The 22047-nt window shown below is 45.1% G+C and carries 25 protein-coding genes; 16 read left to right on the top strand and 9 right to left on the bottom strand.

Annotation, left to right across the window (positions count from 1 at the left end):
- From PHE37_RS12980 to PHE37_RS12965, 4 genes are all read left to right on the top strand, one after another.
- On the top strand, positions 1–191 hold a 191-nt coding region (locus PHE37_RS12980; RefSeq protein WP_300008733.1), incomplete at its 5' end, for a hypothetical protein.
- 114 nt (positions 192–305) lie between these two features.
- Positions 306–1016 carry a Bax inhibitor-1/YccA family protein gene (locus PHE37_RS12975; protein ID WP_299993986.1) on the top strand — a complete coding sequence of 237 codons (711 nt, stop codon included), beginning with the start codon at positions 306–308 and terminating at the stop codon, positions 1014–1016.
- Positions 997–1428, top strand: a complete 432-nt coding sequence (locus tag PHE37_RS12970; RefSeq protein WP_299993988.1) for a thiamine-phosphate pyrophosphorylase — start codon at positions 997–999, stop codon at positions 1426–1428. The genes PHE37_RS12975 and PHE37_RS12970 overlap by 20 nt, the downstream gene beginning before the upstream one ends.
- Positions 1425–2633, top strand: coding sequence for a TIGR03862 family flavoprotein (locus PHE37_RS12965; protein ID WP_299993990.1), 1209 nt, complete (start codon positions 1425–1427; stop codon positions 2631–2633). Before PHE37_RS12970 ends, PHE37_RS12965 begins: the two co-directional genes overlap by 4 nt.
- A gap of 12 nt (positions 2634–2645) precedes the next feature.
- Here PHE37_RS12965 and PHE37_RS12960 read toward each other — a convergent pair whose 3' ends face one another.
- From PHE37_RS12960 to PHE37_RS12935, 6 genes are all read right to left on the bottom strand, one after another.
- Positions 2646–3020 (bottom strand): hypothetical protein, encoded by a 375-nt coding sequence (locus tag PHE37_RS12960; protein WP_299993992.1) that lies wholly within the window; start codon positions 3018–3020, stop codon positions 2646–2648.
- Positions 3021–3142: 122 nt separating this feature from the next.
- Positions 3143–4135: a YfdX family protein gene (locus PHE37_RS12955; protein ID WP_299993994.1), complete on the bottom strand. Its 993-nt coding sequence runs from the start codon at positions 4133–4135 to the stop codon at positions 3143–3145.
- Positions 4136–4261: 126 nt separating this feature from the next.
- Positions 4262–4954 (bottom strand): methyltransferase domain-containing protein, encoded by a 693-nt coding sequence (locus PHE37_RS12950; RefSeq protein ID WP_299993996.1) that lies wholly within the window; start codon positions 4952–4954, stop codon positions 4262–4264.
- Positions 4951–5748 carry a metal ABC transporter permease gene (locus tag PHE37_RS12945; RefSeq protein ID WP_299993997.1) on the bottom strand — a complete coding sequence of 266 codons (798 nt, stop codon included), beginning with the start codon at positions 5746–5748 and terminating at the stop codon, positions 4951–4953. The genes PHE37_RS12950 and PHE37_RS12945 overlap by 4 nt, the downstream gene beginning before the upstream one ends.
- 9 nt (positions 5749–5757) lie before the next feature.
- The gene (locus tag PHE37_RS12940; RefSeq protein ID WP_366881184.1) at positions 5758–6519 is read right to left on the bottom strand and encodes a metal ABC transporter ATP-binding protein; all 762 of its coding nucleotides are present in this window, start codon (positions 6517–6519) and stop codon (positions 5758–5760) included.
- Positions 6510–7457 (bottom strand): zinc ABC transporter substrate-binding protein, encoded by a 948-nt coding sequence (locus PHE37_RS12935; protein WP_299994000.1) that lies wholly within the window; start codon positions 7455–7457, stop codon positions 6510–6512. Before PHE37_RS12935 ends, PHE37_RS12940 begins: the two co-directional genes overlap by 10 nt.
- A 139-nt stretch (positions 7458–7596) precedes the next feature.
- Here PHE37_RS12935 and secG point away from each other — a divergent pair, with 139 nt between their 5' ends.
- The 4 genes from secG to PHE37_RS12915 are packed head-to-tail and all read left to right on the top strand — an operon-like array spanning position 7597 to position 9418.
- On the top strand, positions 7597–7917 hold the full coding sequence (gene secG / locus PHE37_RS12930; protein ID WP_299937526.1) for a preprotein translocase subunit SecG: 321 nt from the start codon (positions 7597–7599) through the stop codon (positions 7915–7917).
- A 15-nt stretch (positions 7918–7932) separates the two neighbouring features.
- Positions 7933–8490, top strand: a complete 558-nt coding sequence (gene frr, locus PHE37_RS12925; RefSeq protein WP_299994002.1) for a ribosome recycling factor — start codon at positions 7933–7935, stop codon at positions 8488–8490.
- Between the two features lie 5 nt (positions 8491–8495).
- Positions 8496–9104: an orotate phosphoribosyltransferase gene (gene pyrE, locus PHE37_RS12920; protein WP_299994003.1), complete on the top strand. Its 609-nt coding sequence runs from the start codon at positions 8496–8498 to the stop codon at positions 9102–9104.
- The gene (locus tag PHE37_RS12915; RefSeq protein ID WP_299994005.1) at positions 9104–9418 is read left to right on the top strand and encodes a hypothetical protein; all 315 of its coding nucleotides are present in this window, start codon (positions 9104–9106) and stop codon (positions 9416–9418) included. The genes pyrE and PHE37_RS12915 overlap by 1 nt, the downstream gene beginning before the upstream one ends.
- Before the next feature lies 1 nt (position 9419).
- Here the strand turns inward: PHE37_RS12915 and PHE37_RS12910 are convergent, their stop codons facing one another.
- Entirely contained in the window at positions 9420–11027 is a 1608-nt protein-coding gene (locus tag PHE37_RS12910) for a cation:proton antiporter (RefSeq protein WP_299994007.1), read from the bottom strand.
- A gap of 232 nt (positions 11028–11259) precedes the next feature.
- Here PHE37_RS12910 and PHE37_RS12905 point away from each other — a divergent pair, with 232 nt between their 5' ends.
- The 8 genes from PHE37_RS12905 to PHE37_RS12870 all read left to right on the top strand — a co-directional run bounded on the left by PHE37_RS12905 (position 11260) and on the right by PHE37_RS12870 (position 19661).
- On the top strand, positions 11260–12888 hold the full coding sequence (locus PHE37_RS12905) for a CTP synthase (protein WP_299994009.1): 1629 nt from the start codon (positions 11260–11262) through the stop codon (positions 12886–12888).
- Positions 12872–14467, top strand: a complete 1596-nt coding sequence (recJ, locus tag PHE37_RS12900; RefSeq protein WP_299994011.1) for a single-stranded-DNA-specific exonuclease RecJ — start codon at positions 12872–12874, stop codon at positions 14465–14467. The genes PHE37_RS12905 and recJ overlap by 17 nt, the downstream gene beginning before the upstream one ends.
- Positions 14464–14925 (top strand): hypothetical protein, encoded by a 462-nt coding sequence (locus PHE37_RS12895; protein WP_299994013.1) that lies wholly within the window; start codon positions 14464–14466, stop codon positions 14923–14925. The genes recJ and PHE37_RS12895 overlap by 4 nt, the downstream gene beginning before the upstream one ends.
- Positions 14926–14931: 6 nt before the next feature.
- Positions 14932–15975, top strand: coding sequence for a tetratricopeptide repeat protein (locus tag PHE37_RS12890; protein ID WP_299994014.1), 1044 nt, complete (start codon positions 14932–14934; stop codon positions 15973–15975).
- Positions 15950–16384, top strand: a complete 435-nt coding sequence (rnhA, locus tag PHE37_RS12885; protein WP_299994016.1) for a ribonuclease HI — start codon at positions 15950–15952, stop codon at positions 16382–16384. Before PHE37_RS12890 ends, rnhA begins: the two co-directional genes overlap by 26 nt.
- Positions 16384–17064, top strand: a complete 681-nt coding sequence (rnc, locus tag PHE37_RS12880) for a ribonuclease III (RefSeq protein ID WP_299994018.1) — start codon at positions 16384–16386, stop codon at positions 17062–17064. Before rnhA ends, rnc begins: the two co-directional genes overlap by 1 nt.
- A complete protein-coding gene (gene aroC / locus PHE37_RS12875; protein WP_299994019.1) occupies positions 17061–18134 on the top strand; it encodes a chorismate synthase in 1074 nt (357 codons plus the stop codon). The genes rnc and aroC overlap by 4 nt, the downstream gene beginning before the upstream one ends.
- 63 nt (positions 18135–18197) lie before the next feature.
- Complete coding sequence (locus PHE37_RS12870; protein WP_299994048.1) at positions 18198–19661, top strand: PhoH family protein; 1464 nt, start codon at positions 18198–18200, stop codon at positions 19659–19661.
- Positions 19662–19799: 138 nt separating this feature from the next.
- Here the strand turns inward: PHE37_RS12870 and PHE37_RS12865 are convergent, their stop codons facing one another.
- Both PHE37_RS12865 and PHE37_RS12860 read right to left on the bottom strand, forming a co-directional pair.
- Entirely contained in the window at positions 19800–20774 is a 975-nt protein-coding gene (locus PHE37_RS12865; protein WP_299994021.1) for an iron-sulfur cluster assembly scaffold protein, read from the bottom strand.
- Between the two features lie 12 nt (positions 20775–20786).
- Positions 20787–22001: a NifS family cysteine desulfurase gene (locus tag PHE37_RS12860; RefSeq protein WP_299994023.1), complete on the bottom strand. Its 1215-nt coding sequence runs from the start codon at positions 21999–22001 to the stop codon at positions 20787–20789.
- Positions 22002–22047: the final 46 nt, after the last annotated feature.

Here is a 22047-nt window from a genome sequence, read left to right as displayed (position 1 = left end):
TCTCGAACCGTTTGACCTACTTAGTTTTCAATGATCTCAAACTCAAACTCAGTACCTTAACTCAAGGCCTATCAGCGTTTGTGGACGGGAATTATAGGGGAAAATATCAAAGAAGTCAAGAGGTTTTTCGCCAAATATTGAAAATATGTCAAAATAAATTTCATTTTTATTTGACCCATGTAAATATGTAACATTATTACCCACTTTTGCACTCTGAAAATCTTTTTTTATCCCTATTTTCAAATCAACGGTTAATAGAACTACTGTATAATCCCTTTTGTAAAATCCCTTATAAGGAAAAAGCTATGGCTTTATATGATCGCGAATATGCACGAGAAGGTGCTTTTGGTTACGAGAGCGCTTACAAAAGTGAAGCGCAGATCGTTTCGTTTGTTAAAGATACCTATAAATTGTTTGCCGCTTCCATGTTGGCAGGCGGGGTAGGCGCTTATGTCGGTATGCCGTTTGCGGGAATCGTTGCAGCGAATTATTGGTGGATCGCTATCCCTTGGATGCTTTTTGGTATGTTCGGTCTTCAAATGATCAAAAACAAACCGGGTATTAATATGATCGGCTTGTTTGCCTTTACATTTTTAAGCGGTGTTATCATCACGCCTTTGCTTAGCCATGTACTGCATATGTCAGGCGGGGCGACGTTAGTAGGAAATGCATTTTTTATGACGGCAGCACTCTTTGGCGGTCTAAGTTTCTTTGCGATTAAAAGCTCAAAAGACTTCACATCGTGGACAAAACCTATTATGATCGCTTTCTTTATCATTTTAGCTGTTTCATTGATTAATGTCTTTTTCTTGAAAAGCCCGATGATCTATGTTGCGATTCAGGCTGTTTTCTTACTTGTCATCAGTGTAATGGTTTTGATTGATACTCAAAACGTTATCCGCGGTGCATACGAAACACCTATGGACGGTGCGATTGCATTGTACCTTGACTTCTTCAACCTATTCATCACATTGCTCCAACTCTTCGGAATCTTCGGTGGCAGCAGCGACGAGTAACATCCTTCCCCCGGAACTTCTCCGGGTGGTGGATGCCAATCTCAACCGACTCAAAGAGGGAATCCGTGTGATTGAGGATATAGCACGCTATGTTCGCAATGACAAGGAACTCGCCTCACACCTCAAATCTCTCCGCCATCAATGCCGTATCGAATCTCTTGAAGAACTTCTCGCCTCTCGTGACAGTATCAATGATGTCTTACGCCCCACAATGCAAACCGAAATGAATCGAACCGATCTCCGGTCTATACTCATAGCAAACTACAAACGAGGACAAGAATCTTCACGTGTTTTGGAAGAGCTTTATAAGATAGTAGACCCTACTTTGAGTGAACAATTTAAACAGATCCGCTACGAGCTCTATACATTAGAAAAGAAAAACATTTTAGATCTCGGCAACGAGAGTCGTTGAACCATAAACATATCATTATCATTGGAGCGGGGCCAGCGGGTTTAATGGCAGCGGATGTTTTATCTGCAGCAGGGATAAGTGTCGATATTTATGAAGCAAAAGCCTCGGTGGGTAGAAAGTTTCTCATGGCGGGCAAAGGGGGACTTAACATTACCCATAATGAACCTATGCACGATTTTATCCGCCGCTATGATCAACAAGATTGGCTAAAGCCTATGATCGATTCATTTGATGCTACCAGGATTAGAGCGTGGATGGAGAATTTAGGGGTAGAGTCATTCATCGGGACATCGGGACGAGTATTCCCCACCGAAATGAAAGCCGCACCGCTGCTGAGACGCTGGCTCTCATCTTTGAAAAAACGGGGTGTACGTGTCCATTGTCGTCATTACTGGCAAGGATTTACCGACGGAGGCTCTTTACGATTTACCTGTGACGATGAAGAAGTAGTCACGTCAGCCGATGCAACCATTTTGGCTTTGGGTGGCGGAAGCTGGGCTAGTTTAGGTTCAGATGGAGCATGGGTGAATATTTTAGAAGCCAAGGGCGTAGAAATCAATCCTTTACTACCCTCAAACTGCGGATTTAAAGCTGCTTGGTCTAAGTTTATGCAATCCCATTTAGGCAAGCCCTTAAAAAATATATCGGGATGGGTCGGCAACCCTGAAGAGAGTGTCAGCTCCTCCGAAGCCGTTTTAACAACCTATGGTATCGAAGGGGGATTAGTCTATGCACTGTCACGTCCACTTCGTGAGGAAGTGATTTCACACGGGAGCGCAATTCTCTATTTAGACCTTTTACCTTATATCACAGAAATTGAATTGATATCACGTCTCACCTCATCCTCCAAACAATCAACCGACAATATCTGGCGTAAGGCGGGATTGGATGGAGTAAAAGGGGCGCTTATCCAAGAGCTATTGCCTAAAGACAAGTGGTCTGACCCCCTCGCTGTTACGGCATGCGTTAAATGCTATCCCATTACCATTACCGACATGCAACCTATAGATGAAGCGATTAGTACGGCAGGAGGAGTGATGCGTGAAATGCTAAATGAAGATCTGATGCTCACAGCTTTGCCAAATGTGTTTTGTGCCGGTGAAATGCTCGACTGGGATGCACCGACGGGGGGTTATTTGTTGACGGCTTCTTTTGCCAGCGGGGTATTTGCAGCGAACGGCGCTTTAAAAATGCTCAGGTTATAACCAAGTATTCTATCAATGACGACATTCATCGCCGACACAATGGAGCTCTTTTTCAATATATTCTTCAGAAACATGAAGATCTGTACATGAGCCAAGCAATCCATAAAGCTCCATTTCTGCACCCGTGATATGACGAACCGTATTGCCCTCTCCGTCAATAAAGACAAACATTTCGTATTTGTGCTCATTTTTTTTAATATGCTGCGAGAAAATGACGTATTCTGCTTTCTTAAGATCTGGAAATTTTTCACAAGTCGCAATAAATTTTTCACATTCTTTATCTATTCTTTTGATTTCCAAAAACTCTGACTGAATCGCATCTCGAAGCACAGGCATAAGATTGGGAATGACCTCTTTGAGGTTGTCATATTTTTCAATTCCTCGCATACTGCTCTCCTTCTGAGAATTCTAAATTGGTTGAATAGTATAACGCTTTACATCAAAAATGTGTATCTATTTTGATTTAACCTATCATTATAAATATGAGTTCAAATTTAGAGTTTACCCCTTCACGATATTTTTATACTGCTTAGAAGTTTATGGGATTCACTTTGTGCTTTTTTCATCAAATTTGAAAACGAATCTTTTAGCTCATCATAGAATTTTTCCATACGGGTTTCACCTTCAATCCCCTTTTGAACTTTTTCTATCTGGGTTTTTAGATGTTTATATTCCATCGAATTTTCATCCATATAGCCTAGCAAAACCGCTTTATTGAGCTCCATTTTTGCACTCTCAATTTGCTGTATTGCCTCTTTTTTCTTAGTTTTGTCAAGATGTAATGCTTCTGACATGTTCTCTTGAGCTTCCAGCAATGGAATAGGTTCAATAATTTCTTCCGTCACTATCGTACTTAATCCCTCTTGTAATTTCTGGAGCGCTTTAGCATTCTCCCCTTTCTTTAGGGCATCTAGGGCTGCTTTTGTTACCTTAGGATAGAGTTCCATCGGAAGGTACTGTGTTGTTGTTGTCATTTCGTCTCTCAGCGGTATCAGCAGATCACGTGCATCCTGTGTCCGTTTTTGTGTGAGCGCATTGTCTGCCATTTTTAGGAGCGATTTGATCTCATTCGGTGAAAGATCAAGTTCATTCACCTCTACATCCACCGAAACAGGAACCCGTTTTAATTTTGGATTGGCCTTAAGTGCCGTATCAAACAGATCAGTCGCCGCAATCAGATTGGTTTTAGCCAGATTCGTATCCCCTTTGTGAAGAGCCTTTATCGCCTCAACCGTTTTATTTAAAGCTTGAAGCACCTCCGCAGGAGTATCTTTGAGCTTTTGATGTTGGACATGTGTTTCTTTATCGACACACGCCTTGGCATTTTTCTCTTTAAAAGAATAATAGGTATCTCCAAAACTGTCAGTGTGTTTTATCCTTACTGTCGGATGATTCAATCCACCCTCGCTGTCAAATCCATAATCCCCCGCTTCGGCTTGAAGAACAGTTGTACCAAGAAGTAATACGGCCAAGGCCGCTGAAACAAATATTTGCGTTTTCATGATATTCTCCTATCAACTAAAGATAAGAAAATGATATGTCTGTAAAGTAAATAAAAATGAAATACTTTTTAAACAAACAGTAAACAACAGAATAAAAAGGATCCGAAGAGCGATTTGGTATTGGAATTATGCTATTGAAGTAATAAACACAATCTCAAATTCGAGATAATTGAGGGGGTAGGTTACCATGAGCTGTTTTGTCTGTGCAAAATCAAGAACCCTTCGACCGCCGCTAACACCGCTTCGCTTGATATAGCGAAACATCTCCCGCACTGAATCAAATTCTAATGTAGTGTGTAAAACTTCAAATTGCGCATCCACATATTTTTCGGCAATGGCAATTACCTCATCACTGCTTCGAAGCAATGGAGTGACTCCCGCACATTTATGGAGTGTTTTAAAGGTTCCTGCAGTGAAAATTGCCAGTGACATCGGTGTATTGAGTGAGGTTAAAGATTTAAAGACACTTTCCAAGTCATCCGCCCATTGCAATGCCGAAGCGGAGTAGATACGATCAAAGCGTTCATTTCGTAATCTCTCAAACAATTCGGGATCATTAAAATCACCCAAGATCAACTCGACATTCGAAGTTGCAGGGTGATGTTCAAGCATCGAAGCGGAGAAATCAATGCCGACAAATCGTTCGACTTCCCAATCGATCAAAGAGTAGAGGGTACCGTTTCCGCATCCCAAATCCAAAATGAATTTAGGCTGATCGGGAGTCGAAGCGATCAGTTTTTGGGCAACAAGACGCTGAATGACATTGCGGCTGCCGTATTCGGCGGCGTAGCGGGAAAACTCATGACAGGCACTGCTCATCGGCGATTAACGACCAATGCAATGATAAATAGGACAAGAAGGCACAGTACGATTGCCGCTCCGCTGGGAAGAGAGAAAAAATATGAAGCACTCAGTCCGATGAGTACGGAGATAAGCGCTAATCCTATCGATAACAGCGTAGTAGGGTAAAAACCCATCCCGAACCGGATTGCGGCAACGGCAGGTATCACCATCAATGCTCCGATGAGCAATGTTCCGACCACTCTAATCGAGAGAGCAATAATAATAGCAATCACGCTGACGAGCATAAAGTTCAGCATCGTGACACGGATTCCCCCAGCACGGGCGACATCTTCATCGAAGGCTATGAAATAGAGTTCTTTAAAAAATACCAGCAGCAATGCCATCGCCAATGATCCGAAAATTCCCATCACCCATAAATCCTCTACACTCACGGAGAGAATCGAGCCGAAAAGATAGCTGAATAAAGAGGCATTGAACGATCCTGCCAGAGAGACGATCACGATCGCTAAAGCCAATGAGCCCGATAGGAAAATCGCCAGTACCGAATCCGAATACATCCCATGAACACTTCGCAGATACTCAATCATCCACGAGGCGACCAAAGAAGCCAAAACCGCCATCCAAAGAGGGCTCATCCCGAATAAGAGTCCCACAGAGACCCCGACCAATGAGACATGCGCCAGAGTTTCACTGAGCAGCGAATAGCGGCGTAGAACGATAAACGATCCGCTCAGTGACGCCAAAACGGCAATCATCAGTCCCGCGACAAAGGCACGCTGCATAAAGGGATAATGTAACATTTCCATCATGATTGGATCCTAATGATTATGACAAACGACATGGGCAGGTACTCCGTAGAGCCGGCTCATCTCATCGCACCGAATCATTTCAGCCGGACTTTGAGAAACCAGCAAGGTTTGATTGACAAATAAAACACGACTAATATCCTCGGCTATCACCCCGATATCATGGGTGATGAAAAGGATGGACATTTTTTTGGTACGGTTAAGCGTTCGGAGCAGTTCATAAAAACGGTGCTGCGATTCGACATCAACTCCGGTATTAGGTTCATCTACAATCAACACTTCAGGGTTAGAGGCCAAGGCACGTGCAATCATAACCCTTTGACGCTGACCGCCGGAAAGATTGCCGATGAGGCGGTCTGACAAATCACTAACACCCATCAGCTCCATCGCCTCTGCGATAGCAGCTTTATCTTCGGCCGATTCAAATCCCAAAATTCCTCTTCTGGCATAGCGTCCCATCCCGACTACCTCGCGTACCGTGGCGGGAAACGTGCTGTCTACGAGAGCGGAGCGCTGAGGAACGTATCCGATACGGTTCCAATCACGAAAGCGGTTTTGGGGAGTTCCGAACAGCTTGATCTCACCCGATGTCGATTTTTCGAGCCCCAACAAAAGACGGATCAAGGTCGTTTTTCCTCCGCCGTTTGGTCCGATAATGGCACAATACTCTCCCGGTAAAATACGAAATGTTGCCTCTTTGAGGACTAGGTTTCCCTGTCGTTCAAAATTGAGGCTGTTCACATCGAAAAGACTCGGGGAAAATTTCAACGGCATTCCATCGCTTCACGTAATTTTTTCAAGTTCTCATCCATAATCGTGAGATAGGTTTGATGCGATTTTAACTCATCTTCACTAATATTCTCCAACGGCTGAAGGCTTTGCGCTTTTGCTCCCGTCTCACGGGCGATCGTTTGAGAAACATTGTCGTTAATAAATTCTTCGAAGAAAATAGTTTTTACCCCGTGCTCTTTTACCAGATTAATAATATCGGCTATATTTTTCGCACTCGGCTGTTCATCGGAGGAGAGACCGATCACCGATACATTTTCAAGATGATTTGCTTTTGCCAAATATCCGAACGCATCGTGGTTGGTAATCAGGGTACGGTTCTTACATTCAGCTAATCCGGCAGTGTACTCAGATTTTAGTTTTTGGAGTTTTCCGATGTAAGCAGCGGCATTCCCGTGATACAGTTCTGCGTTAGCCGGAGAAAGTTTGGAGAACTCACTCTCAAGTATCTGTGTCATTTTAATCATATTATCGATATCAAGCCAGTAGTGCGGATCATACATGCCGTGGTGATGTTCTTCGCCTTGATCATGTTCCCCATGCCCTTCGCTTTTGATCAGTGCAACTTTCTGACTCATATCGATGACCTGTGTAGTTTTCGGCAAAGTTTGTTTCAAATTTTCCGCCCATGTCTCAAATCCGGCACCGTTGTAAATAAACAATGCCGATTCGGTAATGCCGGACACCTGCTTCGGATTCGGGGAGAACATATGCGCATCCGTTCCCAATGGAATAATCGGATGGATCTCCAATGTTTCTCCGGCAACCGCTCGGGCAACTTCATATAACGAAAAAGTGCTCACAGAAACTACCGGAGATGCTATCGATTCTTGTTTTATTTGAAGCTTTGGGGAGAAAAAACTCATTCCTATAACGATTGCGGCAATAATACCGCCAAAAACGATCAGTCGTTTGGTATCCATACATTCACAACCTTATATTAGATAGGGAATTTTAGTCACAAACAGTTTAAACCCACACCATGATTGGCGACTTACTTTCATAAGGGGTTCATCAACACTATGCTATAATCGCGAACTTTTTAAAAAATCAAGGATAAACATGACAGGTATACTGCTCATTGTGCAGATCGTTTTGGTTGTTATGATCACCATCGCTGTACTCTTACAAAAAAGCTCTAGCATCGGTTTAGGGGCTTACAGCGGCTCAAACGAATCAGTGTTTGGAGCTAAAGGACCGGGAACTTTTTTAGCAAAAGTTACCTTTTTCCTCGGATTTATTTTCGTTGTCAATACAATCGCATTGGGCTATTTTTACGCTCAGCAAAAAAGTGCTTCCGTTGTAGATGCTATGGTAGAGAACAATGACGTTGCAGCTCCGACGATCAATGTCGTAAACGATATCAACAAAACCACCAAATAAGACGAAAGGAATTTCATGCTAAACGAAGTTTATCAATTTTGTGAAGAAAAAATGCAAGGAAGCTGTGATCATATGATCCACAATTTCCGAACACTCCGTACCGGAAGAGTGACGACAAAAATCTTGGACAACGTTCGTGTAGAAAACTACGGTTCAATGGTTCCGTTAGACCAGGCAGCAAGTGTCTTGGCGACCGATGCAACCACTATTACCATCTCTCCATGGGATAAATCGATGCTCTCTGTGATCGAAAAAGCGATCCAAAAAGCCGATATCGGAGTCAACCCGAACAATAACGGCACCGAAATCAAGCTTTTCTTCCCGCCGATGACCGTAGATCAACGTCAGGATACGGCAAAAAAAGCCCGTGGAATGGCGGAAGATGCTAAAGTAGGCGTTCGAAATGACCGCAAAAAAGCAAACGATAAAATCAAAGTGCTCGAAAAAGACAAACTGATCACCGTCGATGAGTCTAAATCCGCTCAGGATAAAGTCCAAAAAATCACCGATAAATTTATCGCTAAAATCGAAGAATTGCTCAAAGCCAAAGAGCAAGATATCTTGACGGTATAATCAGAATGGATATCAAACAAATCTATCTCGATGCGAGCGCTATGCTCGAAGGGCATTTTAAACTCAGCTCCGGCAATCACTCCGCCTATTACCTCCAATCGGCAAAAGTGTTGGAGCAACCTCGGACGGCAAAACTTCTTGCCGATGCTCTTGCTGCAAACATCCAGGCAAACGGGATCGAAATTGATACCGTATGTGCTCCGGCACTCGGTGGCCTGATCGCAGGCTTCGCCCTCGCAACCGCTCTCGACAAACGCTCGATTTTCGCAGAACGGGTAAACGGGGAAATGCAAATCCGACGCGGCTTTGAAATCAGCAAAGGTGAAAAAGTCCTCATTTGTGAAGACATCATCACCACAGGCGGTTCAGCTATGGAAGCGGCGAAAGCAATCGAAGCCCTCGGTGGTGAAGTCGTCGGTTTTGCGGCTCTTGCAAACCGTGGCTTTTGCAAACGCGACGGAAGTGCTTTGGAGCGAAAAAGCAACTGTGCCCTGCCGGCAGACAAACCGCTTTTTGCCCTCGCTGATTTCGATTTCGAAATGTATGCACCGGACAGCTGCCCGTTATGCGCCAATGGTTCTGAAGCGATCAAACCGGGGTCAAGAGGTAATTAATGTCCGCAAATCCTGAAAAATTCAAAGTCGATATGCCGCATCTGCAAAAAGTGCAGCGTACCCTTCGTAAAGCGGGAAATATTTTTCCGAATGAAAAAGCCCTCGTCGAGACGCTCGAAGATCTGATTATCAAAGCGCAGGATGACACTTCGCTCAATACCTATTACTCTATGGCTCAATATTTGAAGCAACGTCTTAAAGAATTAAAAGCCCATTTGGACCAGCCGCTCGAAGCGGTTGACGTAGCATTGGAAGATCTAGACTGGTCAATCCGCTATCTCCAATGGCTCGTTACTGAACAACCTCCAAAATAAATCATATGTCACAATAAAGGGCTTCGCTTACAAGGCGGGCCGCAACTTCGCGTTTTCCATCTACCGTTACGCTGATCGGAAGATCGCGTAACGTTCGCTTCTCTTCAAGACTGACAACTTTAACCACCACTTTTGCTTTGGGTGCATAGCCTAAAACTGCTTCGCAAATCAACCGTTTTTTCTCTAGATTATCCAATGTTACGATAACGCTCGCAGCATCGGCAGCATGCACTTTGTCCAAAATAGCCGTTTTCGACATATCTCCGTAATACGCTTTTTCTCCATGGGCTATCGCCTCTTGCACATGCTTATAACTGTTGTCAATAATAATGTATTTGACCCCTTCCGCTCGGAGCGCTTTGACGACAAAACGTCCGACGATACCGTATCCGCATACTAAAATATGATTTTTTTCCGTACTTAGCATACTAAAATCTTCAACAGCCCCCGGTTCACGAAAGAAAAAAGCGCTTATTTTTGAAATATTGGAGAGAATAAAAGGGGTGATCAGTAATGACAAGACAACTGCCAATACCAACATTTGTGACAAAGCCCCGTCTAAAAGTTGGTGATTGCTCGCCAATGCAAAAACCGCAAATGAAAATTCTCCGACCTGTGCCATTGCGATAGAAGCTTTAAACGCTGTTTTGGATTTTGAATAGATGTTGACGACACCGAAAATGACAATCGCTTTTATCAGCATAATAGCGATCAATAATCCCATTACCTCAAGTGCATGTGCCGCAAAAAATGCCAAATCGATTTTCATCCCGACTGTGACGAAAAACGTTCCCAAAAGAAGATCTTTAAATGGTGCAATGTCCGATTCGACTTTATGATGATAACGGGTTTCCGCAATAATCATCCCTGCGATAAACGCCCCAAGCGAATAAGTAAAGCCGAAAGCATGCACCGCCAAGGAAGCTCCAACGACGATAAGGAGAACCGAGCCCATAAAAAGTTCTTCGACATTGCTTGTAGAGGAAAAATGGAGCAGCCATGCCATCACCTTTTTTCCCACAACAAACAACAATCCGACGATCACGATAGCACTCAATGCCGTTTGAATCAAAACCGAAACGATATCTCCGCCCGTCCCTAAAAATCCGATCAATAAGAGAATGGGGATAACGGCAATGTCTTGATAGATCAGTATCCCCATTGATCTTTGTCCGTACGGCCGGGTGATCTCTTTGGTCGATTTGAGATAGCTCAATACTACCGCAGTTGAAGAGAGGGCCAACGACATCGAAACAATCAAGGATGTCGCCAAATTAAGATGAAAAACACCGTAAGTCAACGCCAAAAAGATAGCGGCAGTGATCGTCGTTTGCAGAAAACCGTTGAAAAAAACATCGATTTTCATCGTTGCAAGGCGTTGCAATGACATTTCCAAACCGATCGTAAACATCAAAAAAACGATTCCGAACTCAGCAATCGATTCCAGCGCATGCGAATTGGCCATGTGGCGCAAATCAAATGCATACGCGACTACTACTCCGGTCATAATGTAGCCGATGATTTGTGAAATCCCTAACCGTTTTAATATCAGGTTGACGACAATGGATATCCCAAGAGCCGTTGTGACGTAATAGAGTGCCGATTCCACTGATTTCCTTATGCCTACGGAATCTTTCCCGACCGGCTGCATTTACACTAGGTTCTCTTTGTTAGAGCATTCCTGCCGACTTATGCACTTTTTTATTTTTCAAGTAGCTATTTATAAGTCTTAAAAGTATATAATACGTTCCTTAAGAAGAGCGGCAGTTTGTCGACGTTTTGGATCATCACGACCCATTTAACCCCATCGTAAAAACACTAAAGCGCTAAGGAATGACTCAATGACTAAATATATTTTTGTAACCGGCGGTGTACTCAGTTCACTCGGAAAAGGGATCACGGCAGCCAGCATCGGAGCACTCCTCAAGCACTCAGGCAAAGAGGTCGGAATGCTCAAAATCGATCCGTATATCAACGTCGATCCGGGTACTATGAGTCCGTTAGAACATGGGGAAGTATTCGTCACAAAAGACGGCGCTGAAACCGACCTGGATATCGGAAACTATGAGCGGTTCCTTGATGCGTCATTTTTACGTACCAGCAATTTTACGACAGGACAAGTTTACAGCAGCGTTATCGAACGTGAACGAACGGGGGGATATCTCGGACAAACGATCCAAGTCGTCCCTCATATCGTCGGCGAAATCGTCGATCGGATCAAAAAAGCGGGTGAAGGGCACGATATCCTCGTCGTCGAACTCGGCGGAACCGTCGGAGATATCGAAGGTTTGCCGTTTATGGAAGCGATTCGTACTATGAAACACGATGACGAAGTAGAAGGGACCTTTTTTATCCACGTTACCCTGATCCCGTTTATCAAAGCCGCAGGTGAACATAAAAGCAAACCGACACAACACTCGGTTCAGGAACTTCGCCGCATCGGTATCACACCACAGATGATTATCGCAAGAAGCGAAGAAAAACTCCCTAGAACCTTTAAAAAGAAGCTCGCACTCGCGTGTGACGTCAGCAGTGACAGCATCATCGAAGCGATGGATGAGCAAACCATTTATGCCGTTCCGCTCAGTTTTCTCCAACAAAACATTCTGACCCCTATCAGCAAAGAGTTGGAATTGGGCGAACTGAAACCCGATATGGAACAATGGGATTCTTTGGTCAAAAAAATCGTCTCCCCAAAACACCAAGTCACCATCGGCTTTGTCGGTAAATATTTGGAACTCAAAGAGTCGTACAAATCATTGATCGAAGCGCTCATCCATTCCGGTGCCCATCTTGATACCCGCGTTTCCATCCACTGGGTCGATAGCGAAAAAATCGAGACGCAAGGTGCGGAAGCACTGTTGAATGACTGTGATTCGGTTCTTGTTGCCGGAGGATTCGGAAATCGTGGTGTCGAAGGAAAAATCCAAGCGATCCGTTATGCCCGCGAGAACAATATCCCGTATTTGGGTATCTGTCTTGGAATGCAGCTCTCCATTGTGGAATATGCCCGCAATGTTCTGGGATATGAGGATGCCAACTCTATCGAATTCAACCCGGCAACAACCCATCCTATGATCTATCTGATCGATAATTTCATCGACCAATCGGGTGAAACGCAGCTGAGAACCCACCATTCACCGATGGGGGGAACACTCCGTTTGGGTGAATATCCATGTGAAACCAAAGAGGGCTCCAACCTCCGCGCTGCGTATGACAACCAAGCACTCATTTATGAGCGTCATCGTCACCGTTACGAAGCCAATCCAACCTACCGCGAAGCACTCGAAAAAGCGGGAATGATCGTAACCGGCGAATCGCACGGTTTGATCGAAGCCGTTGAAATTCCTAACCACCCGTGGTTTTTAGGGGTACAGTTCCACCCTGAATTCACCTCACGTCTTCAAAGTCCTAATGCCTCAATCCTCGGATTTGTGAAAGCAACTTTTGCACATGCCAATCCTGCCTGAGGTTCCCCTACTCGATCATATAACTCTCGGGAGTTTTTTAGCACGCCGTTTTGAAGCGCAAAGCGAAAAGCTCTCCGATATCCCCCATCCAAGGCAACTCAAAGATGCCCAAAAAGGTGCCCAGCGGCTCGCCCATGCTATCCGAAATAATGAGCGAATCGCATTGGTAGGGGACTATGACGTCGACGGTGTTACCTCTACCGCCATCGTCAAACGATTTTTCGACCTCATCCCATACCCTCTCATCACTACGATACCGAACCGTTTTACAGATGGGTACGGTGTCTCGAAAAATGTACTCGAACGGCTCGATGCTGATGTTATTTTTACCGTTGACAACGGGATTAATGCGATTGAAGCCGCAGAAGTGTGTAAAGAGAGAGGGATAGATCTCATTATTACCGATCATCATACACCCTCTGATACCCTTCCAAATGCCTATGCGATCATAAACCCGAAACAAAGCGATTGTCCTTATCCATTCAAGGAAATTTGCGGTGCGCAGGTAGGATGGCTTCTGATGGGGCTGCTCAAACAAGAGCTGGAACTTTCCATCAACATGCGGCAGTTTTTCCCATTTTTAGCACTTGCTATCATCGCCGACGTGATGCCGCTCGTGGGAATCAATCGAGCCATTGTCAAGACAGGGCTGGAGATGATGCAAAGTTCTACCCTCTCCCCTTTTGTCCTGATCCGTGATTTTCTTAACCGTTCTACTGTTACGTCAGAGGATATTGCTTTTCAGATCGCGCCGCGTATTAACTCTGCCGGACGGCTCGAAGATGCAAAAATTGCACTCGACTTTTTGCTGGCCGATACGACAGAAAAAGCGTATCATCAATTCGAACTTCTCACTGCTCTCAATACTCTGCGCAAAGAAACAGAAGCCCAGACAACAGCCGAAGCGATGCACCACGTTAATCCTATGGATGCAATCATCGTCGTTGCCGGTGAACATTGGAATGAAGGAGTTGTCGGGATTGTCGCTTCACGGCTCGTCAACCATTTTCAAAAACCTGCCATCGTACTGAGTATCCATAACGGTATCGCCAAAGGCTCAGGCCGAAGTATCGGAAATGTCGATCTCTATAGCCTGATCAAATCCCAAGAGCACCTGCTCTCCAAATTCGGCGGACATAAAATGGCGGCAGGACTCTCCTTAAACGCTGAGAATGTGGAAGCTTTTAAAAGAGGCATCAATGAGGTCTCAAAAAACGTCAATCCTGCCGATTTTATTCCGATCAACGAAATTATCGGAGAATTAGAGCATGAAGCAATCAATTTTCAGCTATTGGAAATCTTAGAGCGGTTTGAACCGTACGGAGAGGGGAACCCTCGTCCCCGTTTCCTGATCCGTGATGCAGAAGTGGTCACCGTCAAACTTTTCGGCAGTGATCAATCCCACAGTCGTCTGGAACTGCGCCCCTCCCGTGTGAGTTCTAAAACACTCGAACTGATCGCTTTCCGACGGACACTAGCGTGCCCTGAAGATAAAAAGATGTCGTGCAGCTATACCGTAAATAAAAATGAGTGGAACGGGCGGGTTTCGATTCAACTCATGGTGGAGCGGGTATTTTGAAAGCCCTGCTCACGCTTGCCGCCGTTCTGATCCTCACAGGGTGTTCAACCCAGAACAACGATCTCCCCTATCCGCTCACGATTAGTGAAGAGGGACTGGGTTCCATCCACCCGAGTACCCCGTTCGAGGAAGTAAACACCCGTCTAAGCGGTTTTACCTTCGATAAATTTAGCCAAATCACACCTGAGCACCCTGAATCGATCTATCAGATCAAGAGAGGGAAAAACGTAATAGCCCAAATCAGCTCTGATTCTTCCGGAAAAAAGATATCGTCCATTCTCATCATCTCCCCTTTGGTCAAAAACAAATACCGCCAAGGGATCGGCGACATCTTAACACCTCGAGCCGATTTGATCTGTGAGAACACAACGTGCCACTATGCAAATGAGCCCTCCGTTCTCTATACTTTGAATCCGAACGGGCAAACCGTTCGAGAAATAACCTTTTCACGGCTATAATACGAAATGGACACATTTTTTATAGAATTTCGCGATCCCCTTTTCGGTGTTGTCGTTTTTTTTATTCTCCTTTTTATCCTCTCCTTCCTAAGTTATTGGTGGGGACGGCATAAAGCCGCCAAAGAACTACGTGATCTCGAATCGTTTTTAGGTAAATTCGAATCGATCGGAGAGGGAGAGAAACTAACTGAACAAGTACAACAAAACTCTCTTTCCAGCGAATCATGGCTGTTATTGGCTCAAAGTTTCGAACATCAGGGAAATTATGAGAAAAGCGTTGAAATCTATCATGCACTTCTCTCTAAAAACCGCGACCCTATTTTTCAAAAAGATGCCCTGCTGTTACTGGGAAAAAGTTTTTTTAAAGCCGGTTTTCTGGAACGCTCCAGACAGACTTTCCTCCAAGTTCTTCAAAATCATCCCAGAACCCCATCGGCGCTGCATTTTCTCATTTTGATTTATGAACATCTCCAGCAATACGATAAAGCGTTAGAAGTGATGGAATCACTTCTCGAACTCTCTCCCGATACGGTAAGCGAAAAGCTTTATTTGGAATGCCGTATCCTAATCGGCGACCTCCGTATCGGCATAGACGAGAAAGCCCAAAAGCTTATCGAGCTCTATGAGAGCCACCATAAACTCGGGTATATGGTTTTCGAATGGCTCTTTACCTTCCGTCCGCTGCTTGCATGGAAACATTATGACCAGTCGCTGAGTGTCCGTTTGAGCGATATTTTATGGCGGATTGGGGATGAAAATCTCGATTTGGATATAATTGCAAGCAACACGTATTTGCGCGAGCTTTTTACTGCCAAAAGATCGGTTAATCTGGCAGAGGGAAGTTCCATCTTCGAACTCGATACCCTCATCGCTTTGCACCGATGCGGTATGCAAAAAGCGACATTGCAGTTTGAATACACGTGTGATGAATGTAATGCAATCTCATTTTTGCCGTTTCACCGCTGTCCGCATTGCCATGCGATTGATTCAGTCCACGGCATTATGAACCTCACAAAGGAACGGTTTGAAGAAAATAACTCTCTTCAGTGACGGTTCGGCACTGGGCAATCCGGGACCGGGCGGGTATGGAGCTATCCTGCGTTACGGAGACAAAGAACGCATAGTCCGCGGCGGGGAAGAGCATACGACCAATAATCGAATGGAGCTTCTCGGAGTGATAGAGGGGTTACGTGCGATTAAAGAGCCGTGCGATGTAACGATAATCTCGGATTCCAGTTATGTCATCAAAGGGATCAATGAATGGCTGGAGGGGTGGATAAAACGCAACTTTGCCAAAGTCAAAAATCCCGATTTGTGGCAAGAATACATCAAAGTCTCCGCACCGCACCACATTCACGGTATCTGGGTACGCGGACATAACGGTCACATCGAAAACGAACAATGCGATCAAATCGCCCGTGAAGAGGCGGAAAAATTTAAAAAAGGAATACACTCGTAATGGACAACTTAACCACCCTGCAAGAACGCTTAGGGTACACCTTTAAGAACAAAGAGCTCCTTATTGAAGCGCTGACGCATAAAAGCTATAAACAGCCCTACAATAATGAGCGACTCGAGTTTTTAGGCGACGCCGTACTTGACTTGATCGTCGGAGAATACCTCTACACCAAGTTTCGTGATTTCGACGAGGGGAAACTCTCCAAAATGCGCGCTTCTCTCGTCAACGAAGGGGGATTTACCTCCTTGGCCAATCATCTGGGATTAGGAGAATACATCTATCTCTCCAATGCCGAAGAAAACAACAGCGGCCGGACCAAAAGCTCATTGCTTTCAAATGCGTTCGAAGCTCTCATGGGTGCAATCTATCTTGAAACCGGTTTGGGCAAAGTACAAGAGATCACGATCAAACTGCTCGAACACGTTCATCCCGACATTTCGCTTGATTCGCTCTTTAAAGACTATAAAACGTCCCTGCAGGAGCTAACCCAAGCCCATTACGGGACAACACCCGAATATCAATTGATCGCCGCACACGGACCCGATCACAAAAAAGAGTTCGAAGTTGCCGTCATTATCGACGGAAAACGATACGCCTCCGCACAAGGAAAAAGTAAAAAACAAGCTCAGCAGGAAGCGGCACAAATCGCTCTTGAAATGCTATCAAAGGAACTCAAATGAATCGGTTTGGCGAACGTTTCACAATGACTACATTCGGTGAGTCGCACGGCAAAGCGATTGGCTGTGTACTCGATGGTGTTCCGGCAGGACTTGAAATCGACGAAGCCTTTATCCAAAGTGAGCTTGACCGCCGCAAACCGGGGCAGAATGAATTCGCCACCGCACGCAAAGAAGCGGACAAAGTCGAGATCCTCAGCGGAGTATTCGAAGGTCTCAGTACCGGAACACCGATCATGATGGTCATCTACAACACCGACCAAAAAAGCGGCGATTACTCCAATGTCAAAGATATTTTCCGACCGGGACACGCCGATTTTACCTATTTTCATAAATACGGTTTGCGCGATTATCGCGGCGGCGGACGTTCCAGTGCACGTGAAACAGCGGCGCGGGTTGCGGGAGGGGCAGTAGCCAAACTGATGCTTCAAACACTCGGAATCCATTTCCAAAGCGGTATCAGCGCTATTCACGGTATCGAAGCACAGAATCTGGATTTTGACTATCCGAAAGAGAGTCCTATTTACGCTTTGGATAAAACCGTTGAAGAAGCTCAAAAAGCGGCGATTTTAGAGGCTAAAAATGCACATGACTCGGTCGGAGGAGTGGCTACCGTCAAAATCAGCGGTCTCCCTATCGGTTTGGGTGAGGGGCTCTACTACAAACTCGACGCGGTCCTGGCAGAAGCGATGATGGGGATTAACGCCGTTAAAGCGGCTGAGATCGGAGAGGGAATTCACAGTGCAGAATTACTCGCTTCCCAAAACAACGATCCGATTACGCCAAATGGCTTCAAATCCAACCATTCAGGGGGGATTTTAGGCGGTATGAGCAACGGAGACGATGTTATTCTACGTGTCCATTTTAAACCTACCCCATCAATCTTTATCGATCAGGAGAGTACGAATACCTCCAACGAAAGTGTCAGCGTTTCCCTAAAAGGGCGGCATGACCCGTGCGTCGCCGTACGCGGCTCCGTCGTTGCCGAATCGATGGCGGCGCTCGTCATCGCTGATATGATACTACTCAACATGGGTTCCACGATGAACGGAATCAAAGCGTATTACCTCTAATTTCAATATCTTTAAGCTTTCTTTCACTACCATAGAGAATTCCTATAAAAAGGGTTCTTTGTGATGAGTTCAACTCAAAACTGCTATCTCCTCGACACTTCCGTTATTCTTGATGATCCAACCAATATTTTACGAATCAGTGATGAAAACCAGAATGGTATCGTTATCACTAATATCGTTTTAGGCGAACTCAACAGCAAAAAAGACGACATGCGCTCTGAAGCAGGGTTTCAGGCACGTGAATTTTTTCGACTTGCCGATGCGGCATGGGGGGAACCGATCAGCTTTATCGAACTCCCTGCATGCGTTCGTAAGCATGTTGATGTGGAAGAGTGTAAAAATGACCGTTACTACCGATTAGCGCTCAATTTTGACCGTTCGCTCCATGGCGGAGAGGCCAACCTCATCGATCTCTTTATCGTACATCGAGAAAACTACCGAGTATCGCATAATTTCTCCGAACCAAAAGGGATAAATGACGCGAAAATTGCTGAAATCGCCGATGATTATGATCTCACCCTCCTCAGTAACGATATGTCGTTTCGAATTGCTGCTGAAATCCGCGGAATCCGAACCCAGAGTATCCGAAACAGCAGTGTCGAGGCTCCGGAACAAATCGACTTTACGTATACCTATGAGTATGAAGAGACACCTACTCTTCCCGCAGATGTCGAACATCATAATTTTGATCAAATCACGTTTGTACAAAAAGCGCTCAGTACCTCTTCAGAGATGTACGAGACAGGGATACAGCGCCATGCTTTTTGTTTTAACAACCAAATCGAATGGTGCGATTTCGATCGACGTTTCGGAGAACATTTCAACGAGGAGCTGGTCCGTCCTCTCAATCTGGAACAAAAATTCTATTACGCAATGATGACCCATCCCCAAAACTATGTCACCGTCGTCGCAGGTTCTACCGGATCAGGGAAAACACTGGTAGCGCTTCAAGCGGGACTGGAATTGGTAGAAGAAGGGATCGTCGAGGGGATCGTCTATGCCCGTAACACCGTAACTTCCAACGATCAGCAGGCGGAACTTGGATTTCGTAAAGGGGACGAAGAACAAAAACTCGGCTATTTTATGTATCCCCTCTACTCGGCAGTCAATTTTACGATCGAGCATCAAAGCAAACGCTCTATCGATGCACGGGTCGAATACACGGGCAACACCAATTCCATTAAACGGGAAAACGCTACCGAAGTATTTATGAAAAAATACAATATTGAAGTAATGGACATCGCCCACCTGCGCGGAACGACTATCTCACGTAAATTCGTCATTATCGATGAGGCCCAAAATATGACCAATGCCACCCTCAAACTTATCGGAACCCGTATGGGAGATGAAACACGGCTTGTCATCATGGGTGACCCGGGACAAATTGATCACCCGTTCCTCTCCAAACGACGCAATGCCCTTGTCAGTTTGCTCAATAAAGCTCAGCACAATAATTTTGTCGCGGGGATTCAGTTACGCCATACGATCCGTTCACAGGTGGCTGATTGGTTTGATAAGAATTTTTAGTATTATTTTATAAAGTTCCCGTGATCCAATACAAAGAGCCGCTCCGAAGGCAGTAGTGCCGAGAGGAGCGAGCGTTCTTGGATCACAGTATGATCTTTTGGTACTTTTCTGGCTAAACAGAAAAGTACATAGAAGATATTAGATAGGAAGAACGCGGATTTTTTGTGAGAGTTTTTCTTTGAGTGTCGCTTCGATCGCGTAAAGGGTTCCCGTACTTGAACTCGCACAGCCGTTACATGCACCCAAATAACGGATATAGACATCGATATACTCCGGAGAGTCTTTAATATCGATAACTTCCATGTTTCCGCCGTCCATAACCAAGAACTGTCGAATCGAATCATCCACAACACTGTCAATCGCTTTGATTTTCTGTACAAGCGTCATTGCTTCGAAATCGCCCATTGCTCCGGCATCCGCAGCTGAACGCATTTTCTCTTGATCCATCTCAGCACGTACATCTGCAAGAATATCAACAAGATAATACTCACGCGCTTCATGTCCGCCCGGTTTGATACACGATTTACAAAAGCCGCCCGCTTTCGTATAATCCGTAACTTGCTCAACGGTTTTAAGATCATTGAGTTTAATGACTTCACGCAATGTTCCGAGACTTACACGGGCACATTCGCACACGATAATCTCATCTTCGAAACTGTTCTCATCCACACCGAGATAAAGCCCTGCCGCTTTTTTGATAACGTCATACGCCATAACCGAACAGTGCATTTTTTGCGGTGGAACAGCCGGGGTTTCCGGATCGTCGCGAAGTGCTTTTTCCACATCGATATTGGTAATTTTGACGGCTTCTTGCACCGTTTTTCCGATACAAAGCTCTGCCATCATATCTGAACTTGCAATCGCGGTACCGCAACCGAAACTTTTAAATTTTGATTTGACGATCGTGTCCGTAGTAGGATCAACCGCCCAATACAAACGGACGGCATCACCGCAGCTCTCCGCACCGAAATCGGCAACGATCAGCTTATGCCCTTCCGCAGCAGCTTCTTCTTCGGTAATTTCACCCTGATTATGAGGGTTATTCATCAACGTAGTTACTTTATTTGAGTACTGATCCCAAAGAGATCCGCCCAATAGATCATTTTTTGCCATAGTGGTTTCCTTTTAATGGTGAATGTGACATTCTCCGGCTTCGCCGCCGGGAGTCGGTTGTACTTTTGCATACGAGCTTGAAATGGCCCGTAAGCGTAAAACAGCACTTTTAAAATGCTCTATTACATAATCGATCTCTTCATCGGTTGTAAACCGGCTGAGACTGAGGCGGATACCTGTATGCGCCAGCTCATTGTCCGCACCGATCGCGAGCATAACGGTGTTGGCTTCCAAGCTTTCGCTCGCACACGCGGATCCGGTAGAGGCACCGATAAGAGCATTATTCAAATCCCAAAGCATCCCTTCCCCTTCGACACCGCGAATGGAAATAAGAATGGTATTCGGTGTACGGTTCTCACGGTTTCCTACCGTAAAAACATCGGATAATGTTGACAAAAGGGCATCTTCTAGACGGTCGCGTTTCGCTCGAATCGACGCCATTTTCTCTTCGATATTCTCAGTCGCGAGTTCAATCGCTTTCCCCATTCCGACGATGTAAGGAACATTCAAGGTACCGGAACGGCGACCTCCCATATGCTCTCCACCATGCAACAACGGAGTAAGTTCTTCAGAGTTACGAATATAAAGTGCTCCGATCCCTTTCGGACCGTGGAATTTATGGGCTGATAATGACATAAAGTCGACATGGACGTCTTGCATATCTACAGGGATCTTGCCTACGGCTTGAACGCCGTCCGTATGGAACAGAACCCCTTTTTCTTTACAGATTTCACCGATTTCTTTGATCGGGAAAATCATTCCGGTTTCATTGTTTGCCCACATAACCGACACAAGTGCCGTTTTGTCGGTAATAAAACTGCGAAGCGTATGCGCTTCGACAATCCCTTGATCATTGACCGGAAGATAGGTTACTTTGACACCTTGCTCTTCGAGAAATTTACAAGTGGAAAGAACCGAAGGGTGTTCAATCTCAGTGGTAACGATATGATTTTTATCACCGTTGAGGATTTTATCCACCCATACTGATTTAAGGACCCAATTGTTCGATTCCGTCGCACAAGAGGTAAAGATGATATCATCGTTATCGCTCGCGTTGATCGCTTTGTACATTTGATTGATCGCTTTGGTAATTGCGGGATGTGATGCGGTACCAAAACGGTGAAGCGAATTGGGGTTTCCATACACTTCACTAAAGTACGGGATCATCGCCTCTACGACGGCAGGGTCGACCATCGTTGTGGCATTGTTGTCTAAATAGACTTGCATTGTATGCTCCTCAGGGGGTTTCTAATAAAAGACTAAATTAGTCTTG

This window comes from Sulfuricurvum sp. (assembly GCF_028681615.1).
Taxonomy (GTDB): domain Bacteria; phylum Campylobacterota; class Campylobacteria; order Campylobacterales; family Sulfurimonadaceae; genus Sulfuricurvum.
The sequence above is the reverse complement of the archived record's forward strand: the minus strand, read 5'-3'. Positions and strand labels throughout refer to the sequence as shown.

What these genes read in the sequence shown, in the direction of transcription:
- PHE37_RS12975 (WP_299993986.1), top strand. Translation starts at nt 306, where the DNA reads ATGGCTTTATATGATCGCGAATATGCACGAGAAGGTGCTTTTGGTTAC.
- PHE37_RS12960 (WP_299993992.1), bottom strand. Translation starts at nt 3,020, where the DNA reads ATGCGAGGAATTGAAAAATATGACAACCTCAAAGAGGTCATTCCCAAT.
- PHE37_RS12955 (WP_299993994.1), bottom strand. Translation starts at nt 4,135, where the DNA reads ATGAAAACGCAAATATTTGTTTCAGCGGCCTTGGCCGTATTACTTCTT.
- PHE37_RS12950 (WP_299993996.1), bottom strand. Translation starts at nt 4,954, where the DNA reads ATGAGCAGTGCCTGTCATGAGTTTTCCCGCTACGCCGCCGAATACGGC.
- PHE37_RS12945 (WP_299993997.1), bottom strand. Translation starts at nt 5,748, where the DNA reads ATGATGGAAATGTTACATTATCCCTTTATGCAGCGTGCCTTTGTCGCG.
- PHE37_RS12940 (WP_366881184.1), bottom strand. Translation starts at nt 6,519, where the DNA reads ATGCCGTTGAAATTTTCCCCGAGTCTTTTCGATGTGAACAGCCTCAAT.
- PHE37_RS12935 (WP_299994000.1), bottom strand. Translation starts at nt 7,457, where the DNA reads ATGGATACCAAACGACTGATCGTTTTTGGCGGTATTATTGCCGCAATC.
- secG (WP_299937526.1), top strand. Translation starts at nt 7,597, where the DNA reads ATGACAGGTATACTGCTCATTGTGCAGATCGTTTTGGTTGTTATGATC.
- frr (WP_299994002.1), top strand. Translation starts at nt 7,933, where the DNA reads ATGCTAAACGAAGTTTATCAATTTTGTGAAGAAAAAATGCAAGGAAGC.
- pyrE (WP_299994003.1), top strand. Translation starts at nt 8,496, where the DNA reads ATGGATATCAAACAAATCTATCTCGATGCGAGCGCTATGCTCGAAGGG.
- PHE37_RS12915 (WP_299994005.1), top strand. Translation starts at nt 9,104, where the DNA reads ATGTCCGCAAATCCTGAAAAATTCAAAGTCGATATGCCGCATCTGCAA.
- PHE37_RS12905 (WP_299994009.1), top strand. Translation starts at nt 11,260, where the DNA reads ATGACTAAATATATTTTTGTAACCGGCGGTGTACTCAGTTCACTCGGA.
- recJ (WP_299994011.1), top strand. Translation starts at nt 12,872, where the DNA reads ATGCCAATCCTGCCTGAGGTTCCCCTACTCGATCATATAACTCTCGGG.
- PHE37_RS12890 (WP_299994014.1), top strand. Translation starts at nt 14,932, where the DNA reads ATGGACACATTTTTTATAGAATTTCGCGATCCCCTTTTCGGTGTTGTC.
- rnc (WP_299994018.1), top strand. Translation starts at nt 16,384, where the DNA reads ATGGACAACTTAACCACCCTGCAAGAACGCTTAGGGTACACCTTTAAG.
- aroC (WP_299994019.1), top strand. Translation starts at nt 17,061, where the DNA reads ATGAATCGGTTTGGCGAACGTTTCACAATGACTACATTCGGTGAGTCG.
- PHE37_RS12870 (WP_299994048.1), top strand. Translation starts at nt 18,198, where the DNA reads ATGAGTTCAACTCAAAACTGCTATCTCCTCGACACTTCCGTTATTCTT.
- PHE37_RS12865 (WP_299994021.1), bottom strand. Translation starts at nt 20,774, where the DNA reads ATGGCAAAAAATGATCTATTGGGCGGATCTCTTTGGGATCAGTACTCA.
- PHE37_RS12860 (WP_299994023.1), bottom strand. Translation starts at nt 22,001, where the DNA reads ATGCAAGTCTATTTAGACAACAATGCCACAACGATGGTCGACCCTGCC.